The organism is Serratia sp. LS-1 (assembly GCF_003719595.1).
In the GTDB taxonomy this organism is placed as follows: domain Bacteria; phylum Pseudomonadota; class Gammaproteobacteria; order Enterobacterales; family Enterobacteriaceae; genus Serratia; species Serratia ureilytica.
Window position 1 is genome coordinate 1,404,280 of sequence record NZ_CP033504.1, and the last position, 19,872, is coordinate 1,424,151.

At 56.5% G+C, this 19,872-nt stretch carries 21 protein-coding genes; 18 read left to right on the forward strand and 3 right to left on the reverse strand.

Annotation, left to right across the window (positions count from 1 at the left end; translation table 11 throughout):
- Positions 1-300 precede the first annotated feature (300 nt).
- From EDY99_RS06885 to EDY99_RS06905, 5 genes are all read left to right on the forward strand, one after another.
- A complete protein-coding gene (locus tag EDY99_RS06885; protein WP_033642730.1) occupies positions 301-1,230 on the forward strand; it encodes a sugar ABC transporter substrate-binding protein in 930 nt (309 codons plus the stop codon).
- A gap of 75 nt (positions 1,231-1,305) precedes the next feature.
- The gene (locus EDY99_RS06890) at positions 1,306-2,790 is read left to right on the forward strand and encodes a sugar ABC transporter ATP-binding protein (RefSeq protein ID WP_049202519.1); all 1,485 of its coding nucleotides are present in this window, start codon (positions 1,306-1,308) and stop codon (positions 2,788-2,790) included.
- A 15-nt stretch (positions 2,791-2,805) separates the two neighbouring features.
- Positions 2,806-3,846 (forward strand): ABC transporter permease, encoded by a 1,041-nt coding sequence (locus EDY99_RS06895; protein ID WP_025160279.1) that lies wholly within the window; start codon positions 2,806-2,808, stop codon positions 3,844-3,846.
- A 66-nt stretch (positions 3,847-3,912) separates the two neighbouring features.
- The gene (locus EDY99_RS06900; RefSeq protein ID WP_033642732.1) at positions 3,913-4,833 is read left to right on the forward strand and encodes a sugar ABC transporter substrate-binding protein; all 921 of its coding nucleotides are present in this window, start codon (positions 3,913-3,915) and stop codon (positions 4,831-4,833) included.
- A 137-nt stretch (positions 4,834-4,970) separates the two neighbouring features.
- Positions 4,971-5,735 (forward strand): SDR family oxidoreductase, encoded by a 765-nt coding sequence (locus EDY99_RS06905; RefSeq protein ID WP_123061610.1) that lies wholly within the window; start codon positions 4,971-4,973, stop codon positions 5,733-5,735.
- A gap of 46 nt (positions 5,736-5,781) precedes the next feature.
- On the opposite strand, the gene metQ is transcribed toward EDY99_RS06905, so the two are convergent.
- The gene (gene metQ, locus EDY99_RS06910; protein ID WP_015377546.1) at positions 5,782-6,597 is read right to left on the reverse strand and encodes a methionine ABC transporter substrate-binding lipoprotein MetQ; all 816 of its coding nucleotides are present in this window, start codon (positions 6,595-6,597) and stop codon (positions 5,782-5,784) included.
- Positions 6,598-6,833: 236 nt separating this feature from the next.
- Here metQ and EDY99_RS06915 point away from each other — a divergent pair, with 236 nt between their 5' ends.
- The 5 genes from EDY99_RS06915 (at position 6,834) to EDY99_RS06935 (ending at position 9,315) form a co-directional block, all read left to right on the forward strand.
- Positions 6,834-7,352, forward strand: a complete 519-nt coding sequence (locus EDY99_RS06915) for a hypothetical protein (protein ID WP_123061611.1) — start codon at positions 6,834-6,836, stop codon at positions 7,350-7,352.
- A 147-nt stretch (positions 7,353-7,499) separates the two neighbouring features.
- Positions 7,500-7,925 carry a universal stress protein gene (locus EDY99_RS06920; RefSeq protein ID WP_033642735.1) on the forward strand — a complete coding sequence of 142 codons (426 nt, stop codon included), beginning with the start codon at positions 7,500-7,502 and terminating at the stop codon, positions 7,923-7,925.
- 110 nt (positions 7,926-8,035) lie between these two features.
- Entirely contained in the window at positions 8,036-8,350 is a 315-nt protein-coding gene (locus EDY99_RS06925; protein WP_033642736.1) for a helix-turn-helix transcriptional regulator, read from the forward strand.
- Positions 8,347-8,676, forward strand: a complete 330-nt coding sequence (locus EDY99_RS06930; protein WP_123061612.1) for an SRPBCC domain-containing protein — start codon at positions 8,347-8,349, stop codon at positions 8,674-8,676. Before EDY99_RS06925 ends, EDY99_RS06930 begins: the two co-directional genes overlap by 4 nt.
- Positions 8,677-8,721: 45 nt before the next feature.
- Positions 8,722-9,315, forward strand: coding sequence for an ATP-dependent Clp protease proteolytic subunit (locus EDY99_RS06935; RefSeq protein WP_033642740.1), 594 nt, complete (start codon positions 8,722-8,724; stop codon positions 9,313-9,315).
- A gap of 43 nt (positions 9,316-9,358) precedes the next feature.
- On the opposite strand, the gene EDY99_RS06940 is transcribed toward EDY99_RS06935, so the two are convergent.
- On the reverse strand, positions 9,359-9,775 hold the full coding sequence (locus tag EDY99_RS06940; protein WP_046686881.1) for a hypothetical protein: 417 nt from the start codon (positions 9,773-9,775) through the stop codon (positions 9,359-9,361).
- A gap of 621 nt (positions 9,776-10,396) precedes the next feature.
- On the opposite strand from EDY99_RS06940, the gene EDY99_RS24725 reads away from it, so the two are divergent.
- From EDY99_RS24725 to hutU, 8 genes are all read left to right on the forward strand, one after another.
- The gene (locus EDY99_RS24725) at positions 10,397-10,546 is read left to right on the forward strand and encodes an LLM class flavin-dependent oxidoreductase (RefSeq protein WP_206424501.1); all 150 of its coding nucleotides are present in this window, start codon (positions 10,397-10,399) and stop codon (positions 10,544-10,546) included.
- 18 nt (positions 10,547-10,564) lie between these two features.
- Positions 10,565-11,473: an LLM class flavin-dependent oxidoreductase gene (locus EDY99_RS06945; protein WP_255417611.1), complete on the forward strand. Its 909-nt coding sequence runs from the start codon at positions 10,565-10,567 to the stop codon at positions 11,471-11,473.
- 45 nt (positions 11,474-11,518) lie between these two features.
- Positions 11,519-12,133, forward strand: a complete 615-nt coding sequence (locus EDY99_RS06950) for a cysteine hydrolase family protein (RefSeq protein ID WP_123061613.1) — start codon at positions 11,519-11,521, stop codon at positions 12,131-12,133.
- Positions 12,130-13,218: an anthranilate phosphoribosyltransferase gene (trpD, locus tag EDY99_RS06955; RefSeq protein ID WP_123061614.1), complete on the forward strand. Its 1,089-nt coding sequence runs from the start codon at positions 12,130-12,132 to the stop codon at positions 13,216-13,218. The genes EDY99_RS06950 and trpD overlap by 4 nt, the downstream gene beginning before the upstream one ends.
- Positions 13,178-14,398 (forward strand): hypothetical protein, encoded by a 1,221-nt coding sequence (locus tag EDY99_RS06960; protein WP_116286418.1) that lies wholly within the window; start codon positions 13,178-13,180, stop codon positions 14,396-14,398. Before trpD ends, EDY99_RS06960 begins: the two co-directional genes overlap by 41 nt.
- Before the next feature lie 17 nt (positions 14,399-14,415).
- Positions 14,416-15,648, forward strand: coding sequence for an MFS transporter (locus tag EDY99_RS06965; protein WP_046686884.1), 1,233 nt, complete (start codon positions 14,416-14,418; stop codon positions 15,646-15,648).
- A gap of 12 nt (positions 15,649-15,660) precedes the next feature.
- Positions 15,661-17,073 carry a UbiD family decarboxylase gene (locus tag EDY99_RS06970; protein WP_123061615.1) on the forward strand — a complete coding sequence of 471 codons (1,413 nt, stop codon included), beginning with the start codon at positions 15,661-15,663 and terminating at the stop codon, positions 17,071-17,073.
- Between the two features lie 77 nt (positions 17,074-17,150).
- Positions 17,151-18,845, forward strand: coding sequence for a urocanate hydratase (hutU, locus tag EDY99_RS06975; protein WP_123061616.1), 1,695 nt, complete (start codon positions 17,151-17,153; stop codon positions 18,843-18,845).
- 140 nt (positions 18,846-18,985) lie between these two features.
- Here the strand turns inward: hutU and EDY99_RS06980 are convergent, their stop codons facing one another.
- Positions 18,986-19,858 carry a hypothetical protein gene (locus EDY99_RS06980; protein ID WP_046686886.1) on the reverse strand — a complete coding sequence of 291 codons (873 nt, stop codon included), beginning with the start codon at positions 19,856-19,858 and terminating at the stop codon, positions 18,986-18,988.
- Between the last annotated feature and the right edge of the window lie 14 nt (positions 19,859-19,872).

A 19,872-nucleotide genomic window follows, 5' to 3' on the forward strand; every position in this document is an offset into this window, starting at 1 on the left:
AACGCATGTTTCGCTTGTTTGGGTTAAAAAGTTTCAATAATCTCAATTATGAAATAAACATTTAAAAAAGCGGCGAAGACGCGGCTTGCTCTGCCAGGGGTTTATTTCAATTGATTGTTTTTAATCTGTTTTGAGATATCGATCACCATTTTGTTCACGGCCTTAATACGGTGATAACGCGGTAATTTCGCCGTATCAAAGGGATAACACCGACCGTAATGTTGTTTGAATGTAAAAAATATCTTTCATTAGCTGTCAATCAACAGACCACTTCATTCTAACGATTAAAGGGTAACGAACATGAAGCTGAAGAAACTGATCGCCGCCTCCGTACTGATGTGCATGCTGCCGGCCAGCGTGTTGGCGAAAGACATCAAGATCGGCGTTTCCATGGCTTACTTCGATGACAACTTCCTCACTATTCTGCGCCAGTCGATGCAAAACAAAATGAAAGCCGACGGCAACGTCAGCGGCCAGTTCGAAGACGCCAAGGGCGACATCGCGCAGCAAATTCAACAAATCGAAAACTTCGTCAGCCAGGGCGTCGACGCCATCATCCTCAACCCGGTGGATACCCAGGGCGTCAAGCCGATGATTAAGCTGGCCGAGAAGGCCAAGATCCCGCTGGTGTTCGTCAACCGCAAGCCGGAAGTGGCGCTGCCGGCCGGCATGGCCTACGTCGGCTCCGACTCCAAGCTGGCCGGCAAGCTGCAGATGGAAGCGCTGGCCAAGCTGATGAACGGCAAGGGCAACGTGATGATCCTGATGGGCGAGCTGTCGAGTGAAGCCACGCGCGACCGCACCCGCGGCGTGGAAGAGGTGGCGGCCAACTATCCCGGCATCAAAATAGTCGATAAGCAAACCGCCAAGTTCTTCCGCAAAGAGGCGGTGGACGTTACCACCGACTGGATTTTGTCCGGCCAGCAGATAGACGCCATCGCCTCCAACAACGACGAAATGGCCATCGGCGCTATTTTGGCGCTGAAGCAGGCCAAGAAATCCGGCGTGCTGGTGGCCGGCGTTGACGGCACGCCGGACGCGCTGGAGTTCATCAAGAAGGGCGATCTGGCGTTGAGCGTGTTCCAGGACGCCAAAGGCCAGGGCGAAGGCGCGGTGCAAACCGCCGTTCAACTGGTGAAAGGCGAGAAAGTGGAGAGCAACGTGTTGATCCCTTACCAGCTGATCACCCAGGCCAATTACCAGCAATTCGCCGATAAAAACAAGAAATAAGCCGTGAAGCCCGCCGCGGGCGCCGGTGTGGGGCGAGCGCGGCGGAAAACGTGGGTCAGTGCGGAGGTAAGCGGTATGTACCCTTATGTTCTTGAGGCCGAAGGCATCAGCAAGCAGTTCCCCGGCGTCAAAGCGCTGGATAAGGTCTCGATTAAAATCAAACCCGGCAGCGTGCACGCGCTGATGGGGGAAAACGGCGCGGGTAAATCGACGCTGATGAAATGCCTGATCGGCATCTACCACCCGGACGAAGGCTCGATCAAAATCAAAGGTCGGCCGGTCACCTTCAGCGACACGCTGCAGGCGCTGCATTCGGGCATTTCCATGATCCACCAGGAGCTGAACCTGGTGCCCTACATGACGGTGGCGGAAAACATCTGGCTGGGGCGCGAGCCGGCGCGGCTGGGGTTCGTCAACCACGAACAGCTGAACGAACAGACCCGCGAACTGCTGGCGCGGCTGAACATCAAACTGCAGCCGGAGACGCTGGTGGGTGAGCTGAGCATCGCCAACCAACAGATGGTGGAGATTGCCAAGGCGGTATCCTACAACGCCGACGTGCTGATCATGGACGAACCGACCTCGGCGCTGACCGAAGGCGAAGTGGTGCACCTGTTCGCCATCATCCGCGAACTGCGCGAGCAGGGCAAAGGCATCATCTATATCAGCCACAAGATGGACGAGATCTTCGCCATCACCGATGAAGTGAGCATTTTCCGCGACGGCACCTTCATCGCCTGCGACAAAACCGAAAACCTGACCAAACAGTCGCTGATCACCATGATGGTGGGGCGAGAACTGACGCAGATGTTCCCCAAATTCAACAACAATATCGGCGAGGAAGTGCTGCGGGTGGCGGGGCTGCGCCGCAGCGGCTGGTTCCATGACGTATCGTTTAGCGTCAAGCGCGGCGAGATCCTCGGCGTTGCCGGGCTGGTGGGCGCCGGGCGCAGCGAAGTGATGGAGAGCCTGTTCGGCATGCACCCGGCGGACGGCGGCGAGATCTTTATCGAAGGCCAGGCGGTAAAAGTGGATTCCCCGGCGAAGGCGATCGAGAGCGGGCTGGCGTTCCTCACCGAAGACCGCAAGAAATCCGGCCTGTTTCTGGTGCTGTCGGTGGTTGAGAACATGAGCATCGTCAACCTGTCGGAATACATCGGCAAGAACGGTTTCGTCAGCCACGTGCAGATGGCCAAAGACTGCATGGATCAGATTAAAAAGCTCAACATCAAAACGCCGACCATGGATCAGATCATCAATAACCTCAGCGGCGGCAACCAGCAGAAGGTGCTGATCGCGCGCTGGCTGCTGGCGCAGCCGAAAATCCTGATCCTCGACGAACCGACGCGCGGCATCGACGTGGGGGCGAAAGCGGAAATCTACCGCCTGATCAGCGAGCTGGCCAACCGCGGGGTCGCCATCATTCTGGTCTCCTCCGAGCTGCCGGAGATCCTCGGCATGAGCGACCGGGTGATGGTGATGCACGGCGGCCGCATCACCGGCATTTTGGACAAAGACGACGCGGACCAGGAGAAGATCCTGGCGCTGGCCTCAGAATAACGAAGGGTGAACATCATGAGTAACGTAAAGATTGAGAAGCCGCTCTCCGCCGATTCAACGGGCAAGGGAACGCTGTTCTCCGGGCTGAGCGGCAAAATGCCGAAGGATACCGGCATCTTCATCGTGATGATCGGCATCGCGCTGATCTTCGAAATCCTCGGCTGGTACATGCGCGATCAGTCGTTCCTGCTGAACCCGAACCGCCTGCTGCTGATCGTGCTGCAGGTGGCGATCATCGGCATCATCGCAGTGGGCGTCACCCAGGTGATCATCACCACCGGCATCGATCTCTCCTCAGGCTCGCTGATTGCGCTGACTGCGGTGGTGGCGGCCAGCCTGGCGCAGACCTCGGACAGCATCTCGCCGATGTATCCGGGGCTGCTCGATCTGCCGGCGGCGATCCCGATCGGCGCGGGGATCGGGGTGGGCATCGTCTGCGGCTTTATCAACGGCTTCCTGATCACCCGCACCGGCATTCCACCGTTCATCGCTACGCTGGGGATGATGGTGTCGGCGCGCGGCCTGGCGCAGTACTACACCAAGGGCAACCCGGTCAGCTTCCTGTCGGACGGCTTCACGTCAATCGGCCAGGGCGCGATGCCGGTGATCATCTTCCTGGTGATTGCGGTGATCTTCCATATCGCACTCAAGCACACCCGCTACGGCAAATACATCTACGCCATCGGCGGCAACATGACCTCGGCGCGGGTTTCCGGCATCAACGTCAATAAGTACCTGGTGACGGTTTACACCATCGCCGGCGGCCTGGCGGGGTTGGCGGGCGTGGTGCTGGCGGCGCGCGTCAGCAGCGGCCAGTCGAGCATGGGCATGTCCTATGAGCTGGACGCCATCGCCGCGGCGGTGATCGGCGGCAGCAGCCTGATGGGCGGCGTCGGGCGCATTACCGGCACGCTGATCGGCGCGGTGATCCTCGGCCTTATCAAAAGCGGCTTCACCTTTATCGGCGTCGATTCTTACATTCAGGACATCATCAAAGGCGTGATTATCGTCGCCGCCGTGTCGATCGACATGCGTCGCAACCGCAAAAAACACTGATTGCCGTGAATTGCCGCCGGCGCCAAGGTTGGCCGGCGGCGTTTTTTTACCCGGGGGGGACACATCATGAACTTTCTGAAAGGGCTGTGGCTGGCGGCGGCGCTGTGCGCTTCCGCGCCGGCATGGGCGCAAACCATCGGCGTATCGATGGCCTATTTCGACCAGAACTTCCTCACCATTATCCGCCAGGCGATCGACAAGGAGGCCAAAGCGCGCGGCATTACCGTGCAGTTTGAGGACGCGCGCGGCGACGTCGGCCGCCAGACCGATCAGGTGCAGAGCTTTATCAGCGCCGGGGTGGACGCGATTATCGTCGATCCGGTCAACTCGGCCAGCACGCCGGTGATGACCAAAATGGTGCAGGCCGCCGGCGTGCCGCTGGTATACGTGAACCGCACGCCGGGCGACGCCAGGCTGCCGCAGGGGGTGGTGTTCGTCGGCTCCGACGAGCGGGAGTCCGGCACGCTGCAGATGGAAGAACTGGCGCGGCTGGCTAACTATCAGGGCAATGTGGCGGTGATGATCGGCAACCTGACCGACGCCGGCGCGCTGCAGCGCACCAAAGACGTGGAGCAGGTGGTGGCCAAATACCCGAAGATGAAGGTGGTGCAGAAACAGAGCGCCAACTATTCACGCAGTGAAGGTATGGACCTGATGATGAACTGGCTGACCAACGGCGAAACGATCGACATCGTCGCCGCCAACAATGACGAGATGGCGATCGGCGCGATCATGGCGCTGCAGCAGGCCGGCAAAGCGGACAAGAACGTGCTGATCGGCGGCATCGACGCCACGCCCGACGGCCTCAAGGCGCTGGCCTCCGGCAAGATGCAGGTCACGGTGTTCCAGGATGCGGTCGGCCAGGGCAAGGCGTCGGTCGATGTGGCGCAGCGCATGATCAACGGCGAAAAGCTTGAGCCGTATTACTGGATCCCGTTCGAGTTGGTGACGCCGGCCAATCAGGAGAAATACGCGGCCAAACCGTGAGTTCGCCGTCGGATCCGCGTTGCCGGGGCGCTGCTTGCAGCGCCTTTTTCATGGCGCCAATTGCATGTCCGCTTGCGGCCAGCGCGGCGCGGGATCTTGCCTCACACTGAGGCTCTTTTACGGTGTGAGGATAAGAGATGAACGCATTGAACGGTAAGGTGGCGGTGATTGGCGGCGCCAGTTCGGGGATCGGGCGGGCGGCGGCGCTGTTGTTCGCCCGGCAGGGGGCGACGCTGGTGCTGGGCGCCCGGCGCGAGCGGCTACTGGCTGAACTGGTGGGGGACATTCGGCGCGAGGGCGGCCGGGCGTTGGCGGTAGCCGGTGACGTGCGCGATGAAGCCTTCGCCGAACGGTTGACCGCGACGGCCATCGATGAATTCGGCGGGCTGGATATCGCCTTCAACAACGCCGGCACGTTGGGGCCGCTGGGGCCGTCGCTGGCGCTCAGCGCGTCAGAATGGCGCGACGTGCTGGAAACCAACCTGTCCAGCGCTTACTACAGCGCCAAATATCAAATCCCCGCCATGCAGGCGCGCGGCGCGGGCTCGGTGATCTTCACCTCTACGTTCGTCGGCCACACCGCGGCGTTTCCCGGTACGGCGGCCTATGCGGCCAGCAAATCGGGGCTGATCGGCCTGACGCAGGCGCTGGCGGTGGAATTTGGCGGACACGGCATTCGGGTGAACGCGCTGCTGCCGGGGGGCACCGACACGGCGATGGGGCGGCAGATGAGCAATACCCCGGAAGCATTGGCGCAGGTGGCCCAGCTGCACGCGCTGAAGCGGTTGGCGATGCCGGAGGAGATCGCGCAGGCGGCGCTGTATTTGGCGTCTGACGCTTCCTCGTTCGTCACCGGCACCGCAATGCTGGTGGACGGCGGCGTTTCCATCCAGCGCGGCTGAGGCTGTCATCGCCCGTGGCCAGGCGCCACGGGCCCTACGCGCGGTGTTACCAGCCTTTGACGGCGTCGCCCTTGTAGATTTCGGCGGCGCTGGCCGCCACTTCATCGGTCTGATAGGCCTTGACCAGATCCTTCACTTTCTCGCTGTCTTTGTTGTCGATGCGGCTGGCGAAGATGTTGACGTAAGGCGAGTTTTTGTCCTCGACAAACAGCCCGTCCTTCGCCGGCGACAGACCGATCTGGCTGGAATAGTTGGTGTTGATGATCGCCAGCGTCACCTGCTGGTCGTCCAGCGCGCGCGGCAGCTGCGGCGCTTCAATCTCGACGATTTTCAGCTTTTTCGGGTTGCTGACGATGTCCAGCGCGGTCGGCAGCAGGCCGACGCCGTCTTTCAGCGTAATCAGCCCCTGTTTTTGCAACAGCAGCAGCGAGCGGCCCAGGTTGGTCGGATCGTTCGGCACCGCCACCTGCGCGCCGTCCGGCAGTTGGCTGAGCGCGGTGATTTTCTTCGAATAGCCGGCGATCGGGTAGACGAAGGTGTTGCCTACCGCCGCCAGTTTGTAGCCGCGCTCCTGCATCTGTTTGTCCAGATACGGCTTGTGTTGGAAGGCGTTGACGTCCAGATCGCCGTTGTTCAGCGCTTCGTTCGGCAGCACGTAATCGTTGAAGGTCACCACCTCCACGTCCAGATCGTATTTCTGCTTGGCCACTTTCTGCACCACCGCCCACAGCGACTGATCGATGCCGGCGCTGATGCCGACCTTGATGTGGTGATCGTCCTGTGCGGTCGGGCCGCAGGCGGTCAGCAACAGCGTGCCGGCGGCGGCCAGCGCCAGCGTGAGGTTTTTCAGCGTAAATGTCATTTTCCCAGGGTCCTTGTCAACATTGCCTGCTAATTTAGGCGGGCAGAATAGTGGCAGTGACTGTAGGTAATCGCTGAGCTAAAACAAAATACTGATTCACTATGACTAATAGCGATTGGCTATGAGTAGCCGCCGCCCGGCGCGATGCGGATTGCTTTGACGGCGAATCGGCGGGCTTATTATGATAGCCGCTGGCCCGCGAGGGCAGACTGGGTACTGAAACGAAGGAAAAGACAATGCGATTGAACACTTGGAGCAAGGCGCTGCTGCCGCTGGTGGTGTTGGCCTGCGTCTCGGCGACTCAGGTTCGGGCGGCGGAGAGCGATACCGGGCCGATCCCTAAACAGCTGCTGGGCAACTGGCGCGTCAGCAAAATCGTGCCGACCCAAACCACCGGCTGCTGGGATCAGCAGCAGGCGCAGAGCCTGATCGGCGGCAAGATCAGCTATAAAGCGGATGCGTTCAGCTGGAACGGCACGGCGCTGAAAAGCGAGGGGGCTACCGTCAGCACCGTAGAGGCGCAGGAGTTTGTCGAGGACAACGCCGGCAGCAGTTCCTACATCGATTTCCTGATGCTGGGCATCAGCACGCCGTCGGTCGAGCGCGTGGCCATTCAGCATGCCGATACCGCCATCAAAGGCATCACCGATCAAGGCACCGAAGGGGTGCCCGGCGACAACGTGCTGGTGAAAGACGCCAACACGCTGATCCTGTCGTTGTGCAACGTCTGGTTTGAGGCGCAGCGCGAGAAGTAATTTCTGCTTTCAGCCCCGGCAACGGGGCTTTCCCACCGCATCACCTCCCGCCACGAGCGCCATTTCTGAACTAAAATTAACCATAACGATATGACCCCGGCGTGATATCGGAGCCTCGGCTCTACCGAGTCCATGACAGGAGGCGCTATGTGTTACCACCATATTGTCATCGCCACCGATCTGAGCGATGACGGCAAACGGCTGGTCGAAAAGGGGGCGCTGCTGGCGGAAGCGCTGAAGGCCAAACTCTCGCTGATCTATGTGGACGTTCATTACGACACCTACCACGCGGCGATCGGCTTTTCTGAGCGCAGCGACGACGGCGTGCCGTTCGAAGAGAAGATCCGCAAAGAGCTGGAACCCACCACGCAAAACGTCAATTACCCGATCGCGGAAGTGATTATCGGGCGCGGCGGCTTCGTTGACGAACTGCGCACGGCGATCGTGGATAAAGACATCGATCTGCTGGTGTTCGGCCATCACCACGATCTGTGGAGCAATCTGTTTTCTTCCACCCGCAACGCCATCAACCAGTTGAATATCGACGTGCTGGTGATCCCGATCCGTTCATAAGCGCGATCATGCCTCGTCCATTCACTCCGCGCTGCGGCGCGGAGTTTCTTTTGCAGCAAAAAATGCCTTGCTCGGTTGCATAATACATAAGTGAATACTAATGTGTTTGTATGAACGAAAATGACATCTTCAAGGCGTTGGCCGATCCGACCCGCCGCTGCATCTTCGACAAACTCGCCGCCGGCAGCATGAACGCCAGCGCGCTGCGCGAAGGGCTGACCATCAGCCAGTCGGCGATGTCGCAACACCTGGCGGTGCTGCGCAATGCCGGACTGGTGCGCGAGGCGAAACAGGGGCGCTTCGTCAATTACCAGGTCGACCCGGAGGGGCTGGCGCAGATCGCGCAGTGGCTGGCGAAGTACCGTGCTTACTGGCCGGCGCGCATCGACGCGCTGCAAACCTTGCTGAAGGACATGGATCAATGAACAAACAGGCCGAGCCGCCGCCGCATGAACGGCTGGTGTTGGAATATTCGCTTGATGCGCCGCCGGAAAAAGTGTGGCGAGCGCTCAGCGTGCCCGAATTGCGCGAGCAGTGGCTGCCGACGGGAGATCTGGCGCAGGCAGAACCGTTGGCCGCCACGCCGGGCGAAGAGGTGAGCTATCGCCTGCGCGACGACCAACCGCCGTTTATCGAAAGCGTCGTCACCCTGCAGATCGTGCCGGACGCCGGCGGCGGCAGCCTGCTGCGGATTATCCACCAGCTCGACGCCGCCAACGATGGCCCGACGACGGTAATGCGCGCCGCCTGACGCGTTAAACACCTTTCTCTTTGTTGCCAACCCAGGAGTTCACCGATGCGTGAGAAGATGATGCTCGTCCCGATGGTGGTGGAGCAGACCAGCCGGGGAGAACGTTCCTTTGACATTTACTCGCGCCTGCTGCGCGATCGGATCGTGTTCCTCAACGGCGAAGTCAACGACGACGTGGCCGAAATGCTGTGCGCCCAGCTGCTGTTTCTGGAAGCGGAAAACCCGGAAAAACCGGTCCACCTGTACATCAACTCGCCGGGCGGGGCGATCACCAGCGGGCTGGCGATTTACGACACCATGCAGTATATCCGCGCCCCGGTGCATACGCTGTGCATGGGCACCGCGCGCTCGATGGGGTCGTTCCTGCTGATGGCCGGTGAACCGGGGCACCGCATGGCGCTGCCCAACGCCAGCCTGCATGTGCACCAACCGCTGGGCGGCTTTCAGGGGCAGGCGTCCGACATTCTGATCCAGGCAGAGGAAATGAAACGCACCAAAGACCGGGTGATCCGGCTGTATGCCCAACATTGCGGCCTGAACGAAGAGGAAGTGGAGCGGGTGTTGGATCGCGATCGCTTTATGACCGCCGACGAAGCGGCGGCCTGGGGATTGATCGATCGGGTATTGCGGGCGCGGTGAGTGTCGGCTCCGATAGCGGAATGAAGGGGGCAATATCACTCGATTATTGGTAGGTGAGCGCCGTTGAGGTGATCCAGCCACGCTGACCGGCACATTCGCCGGTAATGATGGAGATTTCTTTCCATTCCGCATTGCCGATGTCCATTGCAGCGCTTTTACCTGTCAATGCGACCTGTGTGCCGGCGATGAGCTGGCAAATATGTTTGGTGGGTTCCAACAAGTTACCCATATTGGGTTGAGCAATTAAAGGCATCGGCCGCTTCAGCACTAGCTGAGGCGCCTTTTCACCCGGTGTGTTAGTGATGGTGATATTTCCGCTATTACTACCAATCGTCGTATTCGCGCTGCCATTAACGAACTGACTGCGTGTTTCCGTTGAAGATGAAAAGGCAGAATAACCAGCGAAGAGGGTGCCGATAATGGTGGCTATGCCCGCGAGGATGGTGAGTTTATTTTGCAAGATATTTCTCCAGAGATATTTATTATATTGATGTTTGGTAAATATACCTTTCTCAATAAAATGGGTAAAGCGTAAATGAAAATATAATCCATCATATTTAAAAATGCATTTATGTTTAATTATTCACTTGGAATATAACTACAAATGCGTGTCATTCTAATTATTGTATTTGGTTGTTTCCTTATGTTAATAAACCAAGTTGGGAGAAATGTTTCATCTTTCTCACAATCATTCACGCGGGGATGTTTATTTTTTCTTTATTTAACAGTAAGGTTAGCCATTTTTTGTCTCACTTTTGCACACTTCACGTTGCCTCTTTTTTTGAACCAGTAATGTCTTTTTTTCTTCATGGCTAATTGTTATGAATTTGTTATTGATCACAAATTAAGCAATTTCGTGTTGCCATTGCCTTGTCTATACAACTATATACTTAAGGGGAAAGTAATGTTCAATAATCATCTTAACTTTTCGTGGTTAACTTTTTTAGGTGTTTAATTTTACGACTTAATAATGTCTAAGCATTAATTCATTTTTAATTTGAATGAAATTGATGGGTTGAATGTCAATTTGCCGTATATCACGTGCTAATCGGGATTTTACGCTTCAAGGAGATAATCGAACATGAAACTTGGCGCATTTTTAATGCCGGCACATCCGCGTTATCGCTCGTTGCACGATGGGCATTACCACGATCTTGATACCTTGAGGTTTTTGGACAAAATCGGTTTTGATGAGGCTTGGATTGGCGAGCATTATACGATGCCGGCTTAACCGTGCCCTTCTCCAGATTTGCTCATCGCTCAAGCCATTTTGCAGACTGAGCGCATAAAATTGGCGCCGGGCGCCTTTATGCTGCCGTTTCATCATCCAGCCGAGTTGGCTCATCGCATTTGTTGGCTGGATCATATATCGAAGGGGCGATTAATGGTGGGAATTGGCGCCAGCGGTACCACGTTGGATCTCGACATGTTCGACATAGATCATAAGTCGGGTGTGCATCGGGAGATGACGGCAGAATCGATAGCGATCATGATGCGATTTTGGAATAGCGATGGGCCATTCGAATTTAAAGGTAAGTATTGGACAGCGCGTCGGCCGGCGGATCAGTGGGATAAAACCTCCGGTTATCACCTCAAGCCCTATCAATCACCCCATCCGCCAGTAGGCGTGACCGGCCTTTCACCTTCATCCTCGACGTTAAAGATTGCCGGTCGTAATGGCTGGATCCCTATCAGCTTTTGTTTTACGCCGCAGTATCTCCATACCCATTGGCAAGTTGTTGAAGAGGGCGCCGCATTGAATGGAAGGGTTCCTCCGGCCAGGGATACATGGCGTGTCAGTCGTCCTATTCTGATCGCCGACACAGATGCGCAAGCATGGCGGCTTGCTGTCGAAGGCGAAATGGGACGTTACTTTCGTGAGGATTACTTGCCGATGAACGCCGGCAACAAGGCGCTTGGTTTGTTCAAACATCACCCGGATGTACCCGACAGTGAAGTCACCGTCGAGTATTGCGCCAAGCATTGCTGGCTCCTTGGATCGCCGGAGACGGTACGTGAACGCATAGAAGAAATGCAATCGCTGTCTGGCGGATTCGGTGTGTTGCATGTCATGGGGTTCGATCATTTGGATGAATTGAAACCCGTACGTGAAAGCCATCGCGCATTGCAAGAGCTCGTCACGACGTATTTCGCCTGACCCAGACCGAATATCGGCACCGTGCGGTCATTCATGGAGAGAAAGATGCAACGTCAAAAAACAACTCAGCCCCCCAATCGGACACGTCGATTTGCCGTTTTGGTGATCGACATGCAATACGACTTTCTGGATGAAGATGGTCCTGTTCCTTGCGAAGGAGGGCGGGAGATTATCGCGTCGCTTCAAGTTTTGTTGAGCTTTGCGCGCGGTGCGGGCATCCCGGTGATCTATACCCAGGAAAGTCACCGCGTCAACCGTGTGGACTTCGGCCGGGAGCTTGACTACGGCGAGACACTTCATTGCCTCGAAGGGAGTCGTGGCGTTGAGATCATCGCAGACTTATCTCCACAGGTTGGCGATCAGGTATTAATCAAACGCCGTTACAGTGCGTTCTTCGCCACCGACCTGGATCTTCTGCTGCGTGGGATGGGAGTAGATACCGTCGTTCTGACCGGTGTTGCCACGGATGTTTGTGTTCGTGCGACTGCTCAGGACGCCATGCAATTAGATTATCGCGTCATAGTGCCGCGCGAGTGCGTCGCGGGGACGCGTCAAGTGCGACATGAGGCGGCGCTTGAGAACATCGGTTATGTATTTGGCAGTATTCAGAGTTTGACTGAGGTTATGAATCTCTTGCGGGTGGGATTGGAGGAAACATGAACGCAACGCTGTCGATAAAACCGCTGGAAGAGCGATTCAGAAACGTCTTGCAAATCTTGGTTGAAAAACGGCTTAGCTTGAGCCGGGAACAGACCCGAGATCTGGTCCAGGCCATGCTGGGACAGCAATTGGATGATATGCAGATCGGCGCGTTGCTCGTCGCTATGGCACAAAAGGGCGAGTCCGCTGATGAGATCGCCGGTGCGGTTGACGCAATAGCGGCACGTTGCCGGCCATTGGTAAGCGGTTTACCGCTTACGTTGAATATCGGTGGTACTGGAGGAGACCGGAGCGGGACCTTCAATATTTCCACCACGGCAGCCTTGGTTGTGGCCGCAGCTGGCGTGCCAGTGATCAAGCATGGCAATAGTCGCGTGACCAGCGTCAGCGGCAGCAGCGACATGATGTCGGCGTTGGGCATTGATGTTTCGCGCAAGGGTGATGAAGCGTGGCTGCGGCGATCGTTGGCAACGAGCAACTTCGCGTTTCTCTCTACTTCGTCTTGGTATGCGTTTCCTGAACGGCTGACTGCTGTACGGCGCGCTTTGGGTGTTCGTAGCCTGTTTAATCTGAGTGGGCCGTTGGTTCATCCCACTAACGTGACGCACCAACTGATAGGCGTTGCGCATGCTTCGCTTTTGTATCCCATGGCTGAGGCGCTGGTGAGGTTGGGCAAGGTGACGGCTTTTATCGTACATGGTGCCGGAGATTTGGATGAAGTCAGTTGCCTGGGAGAAACCCAGGTCCTGTGTGTAAGTGATGGCTGTATAGGTCGGTTTTCCGTGCAGCCGGATGATTTTGAGGTCCCTGCCTGTGAATTACGGGCGCTGCGAGGGGGGGCTGCGGAGCGTAACGCGAAAATCTGCCTGGCAGTGCTTAACGGCGAGCGGGGGACCTATCGCAACGCGACTATAGTGAGCGCCGCGACGGCGCTGGTGTTGGCCGGCAAGACGCGCTCCTTTGGCGAGGCGGCGAAACTCGTGCGGCAAGTATTGGATAACGGGCGGGCGTATCAGGTTCTTAAACGATTCAAGGAGACGATGAATGAGAACGAGAGTGAAAGTCTGCGGCATCACGCACCTTGAGGATGCTCTGGCGGCATTAAACGCGGGGGCCAATGCATTGGGGTTCATTTTTTCACAAAGTCCACGTCAGGTTTCGCCCGACGAAGCCCGTTCGATCATTGAACGATTGCCGCCTTTTACTCAGGTGGTCGGCGTGTTTGTCAATGAACCCAGGGAATGGGTGCAAAACATTATATGTTATTGCGGCCTGGCAGCGATTCAGCTTCAGGGTGACGAAACGAATGAGTATTGCCAGGCATTTGATGTCCCGGTCATTAAAAGTTTCCATCTCGAAAGCACTTTGGCTCTGGACAGGATAAACGACTATCAGGTTAGTGCATACCTATTGGACACACAGGTCGAGGGGCTGAGCGGCGGTTCTGGAAAGCCATTCGATTGGAGTTTGTTGAAAAACAAAACATTTGCGCGGCCGGTAATTGTTGCGGGTGGACTGCATGCCGGCAATGTCAGCCATCTGATTCAGCATTGTTTCCCCACGGCCATTGATGTCTGTTCTGGCGTCTCTCGGTCCGCGCGCCGTAAGGACCCTGTGCGACTCCAAACCTTTTTTGACGCTGTCGCCTATGCCGATCGCCTTCGCGTGCAGGCGCCGGCTGAGAGTGGGCAAGAGGACATCCTCAAGGCGTCTTTTGATCGGCAGCCTTTGGTGGAGATTCAGGGGCGGCGGTTTTTGTTGAATGCTCTGACGGAACAGATCCCGGCAACCCCGGCTGAACTCTTGCGTGAAGCAGCCAGGCGAGTCTGCGATGCGGCGCAATTTCCGCCGGGAACCAAGCTGGTGGGGGAGGAAGACAAAGGAGGCGGTTTATTGGCTGCCGTTTCGCTGCTTTCAGGCCTGTCATACGGCATTGCCCGCTGGTACCCATCCGGTCTTGAAGGACAGGTTAAGGTTGATTTCGATTGCGAATATACCGGCGGCAGCCTCTTTTTGAACGGCGTGGAGCCCGGCGATAACGTTTATATCGTGGACGATCTCATCAGCACTGGCGGAACATTGGTGGGGTTGGTTTGTGCAGTGCGGAAAGCAGGGGCTGATGTATCAGGCATCTTATGTGTGGTGGAAAAACGCAATTATGGTGGAGCCAGGCGCGTGTTCGAGGCGACGGGGATCTCGGTGCAATCGCTTATTGAAGTGGATGTGAGCGGCGAGCATTCGGTCGTTGTCGGCGTTAATTATTAAATAAAAAGGAGGCTGTGATGGTCAAGGAAAGAAAATTCCGCGGTTGGTACATGGTCGGTGCCGTTCATCTTTTACTGGCGGTTATTTTTGGCGCTGCTTACTCATTCGGGGCATTTTTTACTGCATTACAGACGAACTTTGACGCAGGGCGTTTTTCTACCGCCTCAATCTTCTCGCTGACGGCGTTAATTTACTATGCCGTTGGGGTATTTTCCGGTGCCTGGAGCGATCGTACTTCGGTAAGGACGGTAACCGGCATTGGTATTTTACTGCTTTCGCTGGGATTCTTCGGCAGTAGCCTGCTGGCGTCGTCACTGACGGCGTTTTTGCTCACGTTTTGCCTGTTGGTAGGGGTTGGCGTCGGATTGGTTTACGTGCCGGCTGTTTCAACCATCCAACGTTGGTTCGTCGTTCATCGCAGCTCGGCTTCCGGCCTGGCGCTGGCTGGCACCGGCTTGGGAACGCTGGTGGGGCCGATGGTGGCCGGTGGGCTGATGCGACATTTGTCCTGGCAAAGCACTCTGCAAGTGTATGCCGTCGCTATCGCCGTGTTGGGGTTGGCTGCCGCCTTCATTTTACGAGGCCGGCCAGAGGACGTGGGCGAATATCCCGATGGGCTTCGTCCCGTTGAGGTGACCTCAATGCAGCGTCCAGGCTTCAGCGGTAGCGTCACGCTGCGAGAGGCCGCTGGCCGAGCTCAATTTTGGTGGTTTTTTATCGCGATATTTTTCGGCTCTATCGGACTGTTCCTGGCGTTGGTTCATATCAATCCTTATGCGCAGCAACAGGGGCTGCATGTAACACAAGCCAATCTGCTCATCGGTTTGATCGGCGTGGGCAATATCGGCGGCCGTCTGGTTTTGGGACGAATAGGCGACCGTCTGGGCGCGCGGCGTTTTTTGGTTATCGTCACGTTGAGTTTGGCCCTGTTATGCGGTTTTTGGAGTGTGGCGCACAGCTTTACCGCGCTGGCGATTTTCGCGCTGTTGTTCGGCGCGGCCAACGGCGGCTGTATTGCGCTGTACCCGGCAGTGGCCAGTACATGGTTCGGCACCGCCAATCTGGGCGCCATTCTGGGGGCATTGTATATCGCCGTGGGGATCGCCGCCGTTGGCGGGGGCAGCGCCGCCGGTTGGCTGTATGACCTGTATCAGAGTTACACGTTGTCTATTGCGTTGGCCGGCATGGCGGCGCTGTTGTCTGCGTTGGGGATCGTCTTGGCTTCTCGCTGTACTTCCCGGATGGGATGAGGGAGGAGTCAAATGCTATTGCCTAATGACTTGCGCTCTGCCTTGGCGTTGTTGCGGCAAGCAGGGGATGAGATTACCCCGGTGGAGAGATCGATTTCTCCCGAGGTGGAGATGATTGAAGATTTTCTCGATGCCTATCGCCAGCCTGGCGGTTCCTGGTTTGCCGATGAGCAACCGTTACGGCTTTATCGACGACCAACGCGGGGCGAGTTTCCCGTTTTGATGGGGATGTTTGGTAATCGCCGTCGTTGCAGGCTGTTTTTGGATCCCTTCGGACGTTACTCCGCAGACATATCAAATGCTCAGTTGTTGTTGCAGGCGGCGAATAGGCCGATAGCGCCCAGATTACTGGGCGGGGAGGAACGCAACTTTCACAACGTGCGTAAGCCTGCTGAAATCCTGGCTTTGTTGCCGATTCTACGTTATCTGCAAGATGATCCTGGGCCGACGGTGACGTTGGGGTTGATCTATGCGCACGATAATCGAACCGGAGCCGCGAATTGTTCTTACCACCGAATTACCTTCAAAGAGGATTCGGCGGTGGTGGCGATTGACTCTCGTGGTCACTTACAACACATGCTTTCGACACATCTGGCGCGCGGAGAGCTACTGCCGATTTCCGTCAATATCGGGCTTGATCCGGCCATTTATCTGGCTTCGACATTGACTCGGCCTTGTCTTTCTTACGGTAGCGACGAGTTAGGCGTTGCGGGGGCCCTGCGCGGCAATGCGATGGAGATTGCGCCATGTCACGCCAATACGGGGCGATATATCGCCCATGCCGAGATCGTTATAGAAGGGATGTTGGGGGCGGAAAAAGAACCGGAGACAGCGGAGGTGGCCGGTTTTTCCTTACCTGAGTATCTCGGTTATCGCTCGCCATGTGGTATGGCCACAACACTGCAGATTCAGGCGGTAAGCCACCGCGCCGGGGCGATATATCAGACGCTGTCGGGTCCTGGTGTGGAGCAATCCATTCTGCTTGGTTTAGGCCAAGAGTGTTCGCTGCTCGCCCGACTAAAAACAGAGGGGCTTGAGAGGCTGTTTTGTCGCGTCGCGGCTCTGCCTTCCGGCGGCGGTCACTTGCTTACCGTATTGCAAGTCGTTAAACGCGCTTGCAGTGATGACCTGCGCGTTATCGACGCAGCCAAGAGATTGCTCGGTGAGGTGCCGTCACTCAAAAATGTGTTACTGGTGGATGAGGATGTTGACCCTTATTCGGAGCGTGATGTCCTCTGGGCTATGAGTACGCGCGCCCGACTTGAACGCGATATTCATGTCAGCGCTTTGCTGCCCGGCACTTCCCTTGATCCCTCGCAATTGCCGCTCTATGGCGGGAGTGATGCGAATGGGCTCGTCAATAAATGCGTCGTTGATTGTACGGTTCCTTTTAGCTCTCGGCGGCGTTTTCAACGGGCGTTTTAATGTGCGGTACGCCTTTCTGTAGCCTGCCTGACCAGGCTGGCGAACCATGATGTCTGTCATGTTGAAGGAGACAAGCCATGACGAATACTCTCGATCCTCGTTTCGATTCCACCCGGACTATTTGTGCTCCCAGGGGCAATCAATTGACCTGCAAAAATTGGCTGACCGAGGCGGCCTATCGCATGATTCAAAATAATCTGGATCCCGACGTCGCCGAAAACCCGCAAGGGTTGGTTGTGTATGGCGGTATCGGTCGCGCTGCGCGCAATTGGCAATGTTACGATCAGATTTTGGCCTCACTTAAAGCGCTCAATGAAGACGAAACTCTGTTGGTTCAATCCGGAAAACCGGTTGGTGTATTCCGCACCCATACCGATGCTCCCCGAGTGTTAATCGCCAATTCTAATTTGGTTCCACAGTGGGCCAATTGGGAACATTTCAGCGAGCTTGATCGCAAGGGATTGTTCATGTACGGGCAGATGACTGCCGGTAGTTGGATCTACATCGGCAGTCAGGGCATTGTGCAGGGTACGTTTGAAACATTTGCCGAAGCAGGCCGCCAGCACTATGGCGGGGATCTGACCGGACGCTGGATCCTCACCGCCGGGCTGGGGGGGATGGGCGGGGCGCAGCCGTTAGCGGCGACATTGGCCGGCGCGGTTTCGTTGAATATAGAGTGTCAGCAGAGTAGCCTGGATTTTCGTTTGCGTACGCGCTATCTCGATAAACAGGCAAAAGATCTGGATGAAGCTATCGCCTTGATCAAGGAGCACACGGCGGCCGGACAGGCGGTTTCTATAGGCCTGCTGGGCAATGCCGCAGAGGTGTTGCCTGAACTGGTTAAACGCGCGCATGCAGGCGGTATCCGACCCGATCTGGTTACCGATCAGACGTCTGCGCACGACCTGATCCACGGTTATTTGCCGGTGGGATGGAGCGTGGCGCAGTGGAAAGCAGCGCAACGCGATCCGGGGCAGCATGCCAGGTTGGCTGACGCCGCAGCTGCTAGCTGCGCCATTCATGTGCAGGCAATGCTTGATTTCGTTGACATGGGTGTGCCGGCTGTTGATTACGGTAACAATATTCGCCAGGTCGCACGCGATATGGGCGTGGAAAATGCTTTCGATTTTCCTGGCTTCGTGCCGGCTTATATTCGCCCCCTGTTTTGCGAGGGCAAAGGGCCGTTTCGCTGGGTGGCGTTATCTGGCGATCCGGAAGATATCTACAAAACGGACGCCAAGGTTAAAGCGCTGTTTCCTGAAAACCAGCATATCCATCGTTGGCTGGATATGGCGCGTGAGCGCATTGCTTTCCAGGGATTGCCGGCGCGTATCTGTTGGTTGGGGTTGGGCGAGCGTCATCTGGCAGGCCTGGCTTTCAACGAGATGGTGCGTAGAGGGGAGCTTAGCGCACCGGTTGTTATCGGCCGAGATCATCTGGATACTGGCTCTGTCGCCAGCCCCAATCGTGAAACCGAAAGCATGAAGGATGGAACCGATGCCGTTTCCGATTGGCCGTTGCTGAATGCATTGCTCAATACTGCGGGCGGCGCTACCTGGGTGAGTTTGCATCATGGTGGCGGTGTGGGGATGGGATATTCGCAGCATTCGGGAATGGTGATCGTGTGCGATGGCAGTGAGGAGGCTGACCGGCGGCTTGCTCGGGTGTTGGTCAACGACTGCGGTTCCGGCGTGATGCGCCATGCCGATGCTGGCTATGAGCAAGCCGTTGCTGCCGCGAAAAGGTTTGGATTGAAACTGCCGATGCTTTGAGAATAAGAGCATATTGAGGCTTTATAGCGGTTCTTATCGGGTAGAACCGCTATTTCTCTATAGGATGATTTTTACACCGTATTGCCTGTCTTGTGAGTATTTCACCTCTGGGCATGTGACGATTTAGTCTTGGCGTCAACTTACGGTTTTGCTGTCTGGCCTTCTTGCCAGTTTTGCCAAACGTGTTCAAGCCCGAATTCGACCATCGCGAAATAGAGACTGAAATAACGCTCCGCCATGATGAAAAACGAACTGTTGAGTTCGATCACCACATTATTGGTGGTGGCCAGCAGGCCGGATTTTTCCGCCGCCTGCAGAATGCGGTTCACGTGAGCGCGAGAGACGGAACACGACTTGGCGATTTTCGCCGAGGAGAGCAGCAGAAAGGGGGAGTCCTGTCGGATGCTTTCGATAAACAGCATCAACAACACCATGTGGCCGGCGTCTTTGCTGATAAACAGCCCGGACTGTGGCACCAGGTCGATCAGGTAGATCTCCTTGAGCATCAGTTGCCCGTAGGCGGCGAAAAAGGTGGGCAGAAAGTCGGGCGCCGCCAGCAGCGCCGCGATGGGCATCTGTGGCGCCAGCGCCTGATAAGGCCGCGCCATTGAGGCGATCAGCGCCTGGGTTTCCGCCAGCGCGTGCGGCGTAGGCTTATAGCGCAACTGGCGTTTGTCATGCTCGCAGGGTTTGACCTCCAGCCGGCGCCCGACCCGTAAAAAGAACAGAAAGGAATCCAGGGAGTTCTCGCTGATCATATTCTTCCCTTTGAAAAAGGCTTTGATGTCTTTCAGCGCGGCGGCGGGCTGGTGGTAATAAATGGACAGGATGGTGGAGCAGATGATGAACCGGCTGTTCCTGAAAATGATTTTGTAAAACAGCGGATGCTTCTTGTAGGTCTCCCTCAATAATTCCCCGTGTTTGACGATGGCGGTGTGAAACGCCGCTGACTGCCTGATGTTGTTGGCCTGTTTCTCCAGATGAAACTGTAGCTGGAATCTGCTTAGACTCATTTTCCCTATTTCCT

Coding starts and splice junctions, on each gene's coding strand:
- EDY99_RS06905 (WP_123061610.1), top strand. CDS start 4,971: ATGAACGCATTGAACGGTAAGGTGGCGGTGATTGGCGGCGCCAGTTCG.
- EDY99_RS06950 (WP_123061613.1), top strand. CDS start 11,519: ATGCAACGTCAAAAAACAACTCAGCCCCCCAATCGGACACGTCGATTT.
- EDY99_RS06885 (WP_033642730.1), top strand. CDS start 301: ATGAAGCTGAAGAAACTGATCGCCGCCTCCGTACTGATGTGCATGCTG.
- EDY99_RS06965 (WP_046686884.1), top strand. CDS start 14,416: ATGGTCAAGGAAAGAAAATTCCGCGGTTGGTACATGGTCGGTGCCGTT.
- EDY99_RS06935 (WP_033642740.1), top strand. CDS start 8,722: ATGCGTGAGAAGATGATGCTCGTCCCGATGGTGGTGGAGCAGACCAGC.
- EDY99_RS06895 (WP_025160279.1), top strand. CDS start 2,806: ATGAGTAACGTAAAGATTGAGAAGCCGCTCTCCGCCGATTCAACGGGC.
- trpD (WP_123061614.1), top strand. CDS start 12,130: ATGAACGCAACGCTGTCGATAAAACCGCTGGAAGAGCGATTCAGAAAC.
- EDY99_RS24725 (WP_206424501.1), top strand. CDS start 10,397: ATGAAACTTGGCGCATTTTTAATGCCGGCACATCCGCGTTATCGCTCG.
- EDY99_RS06925 (WP_033642736.1), top strand. CDS start 8,036: ATGAACGAAAATGACATCTTCAAGGCGTTGGCCGATCCGACCCGCCGC.
- metQ (WP_015377546.1), bottom strand. CDS start 6,597: ATGACATTTACGCTGAAAAACCTCACGCTGGCGCTGGCCGCCGCCGGC.
- EDY99_RS06900 (WP_033642732.1), top strand. CDS start 3,913: ATGAACTTTCTGAAAGGGCTGTGGCTGGCGGCGGCGCTGTGCGCTTCC.
- EDY99_RS06890 (WP_049202519.1), top strand. CDS start 1,306: ATGTACCCTTATGTTCTTGAGGCCGAAGGCATCAGCAAGCAGTTCCCC.
- hutU (WP_123061616.1), top strand. CDS start 17,151: ATGACGAATACTCTCGATCCTCGTTTCGATTCCACCCGGACTATTTGT.
- EDY99_RS06980 (WP_046686886.1), bottom strand. CDS start 19,858: ATGAGTCTAAGCAGATTCCAGCTACAGTTTCATCTGGAGAAACAGGCC.
- EDY99_RS06970 (WP_123061615.1), top strand. CDS start 15,661: ATGCTATTGCCTAATGACTTGCGCTCTGCCTTGGCGTTGTTGCGGCAA.
- EDY99_RS06915 (WP_123061611.1), top strand. CDS start 6,834: ATGCGATTGAACACTTGGAGCAAGGCGCTGCTGCCGCTGGTGGTGTTG.
- EDY99_RS06920 (WP_033642735.1), top strand. CDS start 7,500: ATGTGTTACCACCATATTGTCATCGCCACCGATCTGAGCGATGACGGC.
- EDY99_RS06960 (WP_116286418.1), top strand. CDS start 13,178: ATGAGAACGAGAGTGAAAGTCTGCGGCATCACGCACCTTGAGGATGCT.
- EDY99_RS06930 (WP_123061612.1), top strand. CDS start 8,347: ATGAACAAACAGGCCGAGCCGCCGCCGCATGAACGGCTGGTGTTGGAA.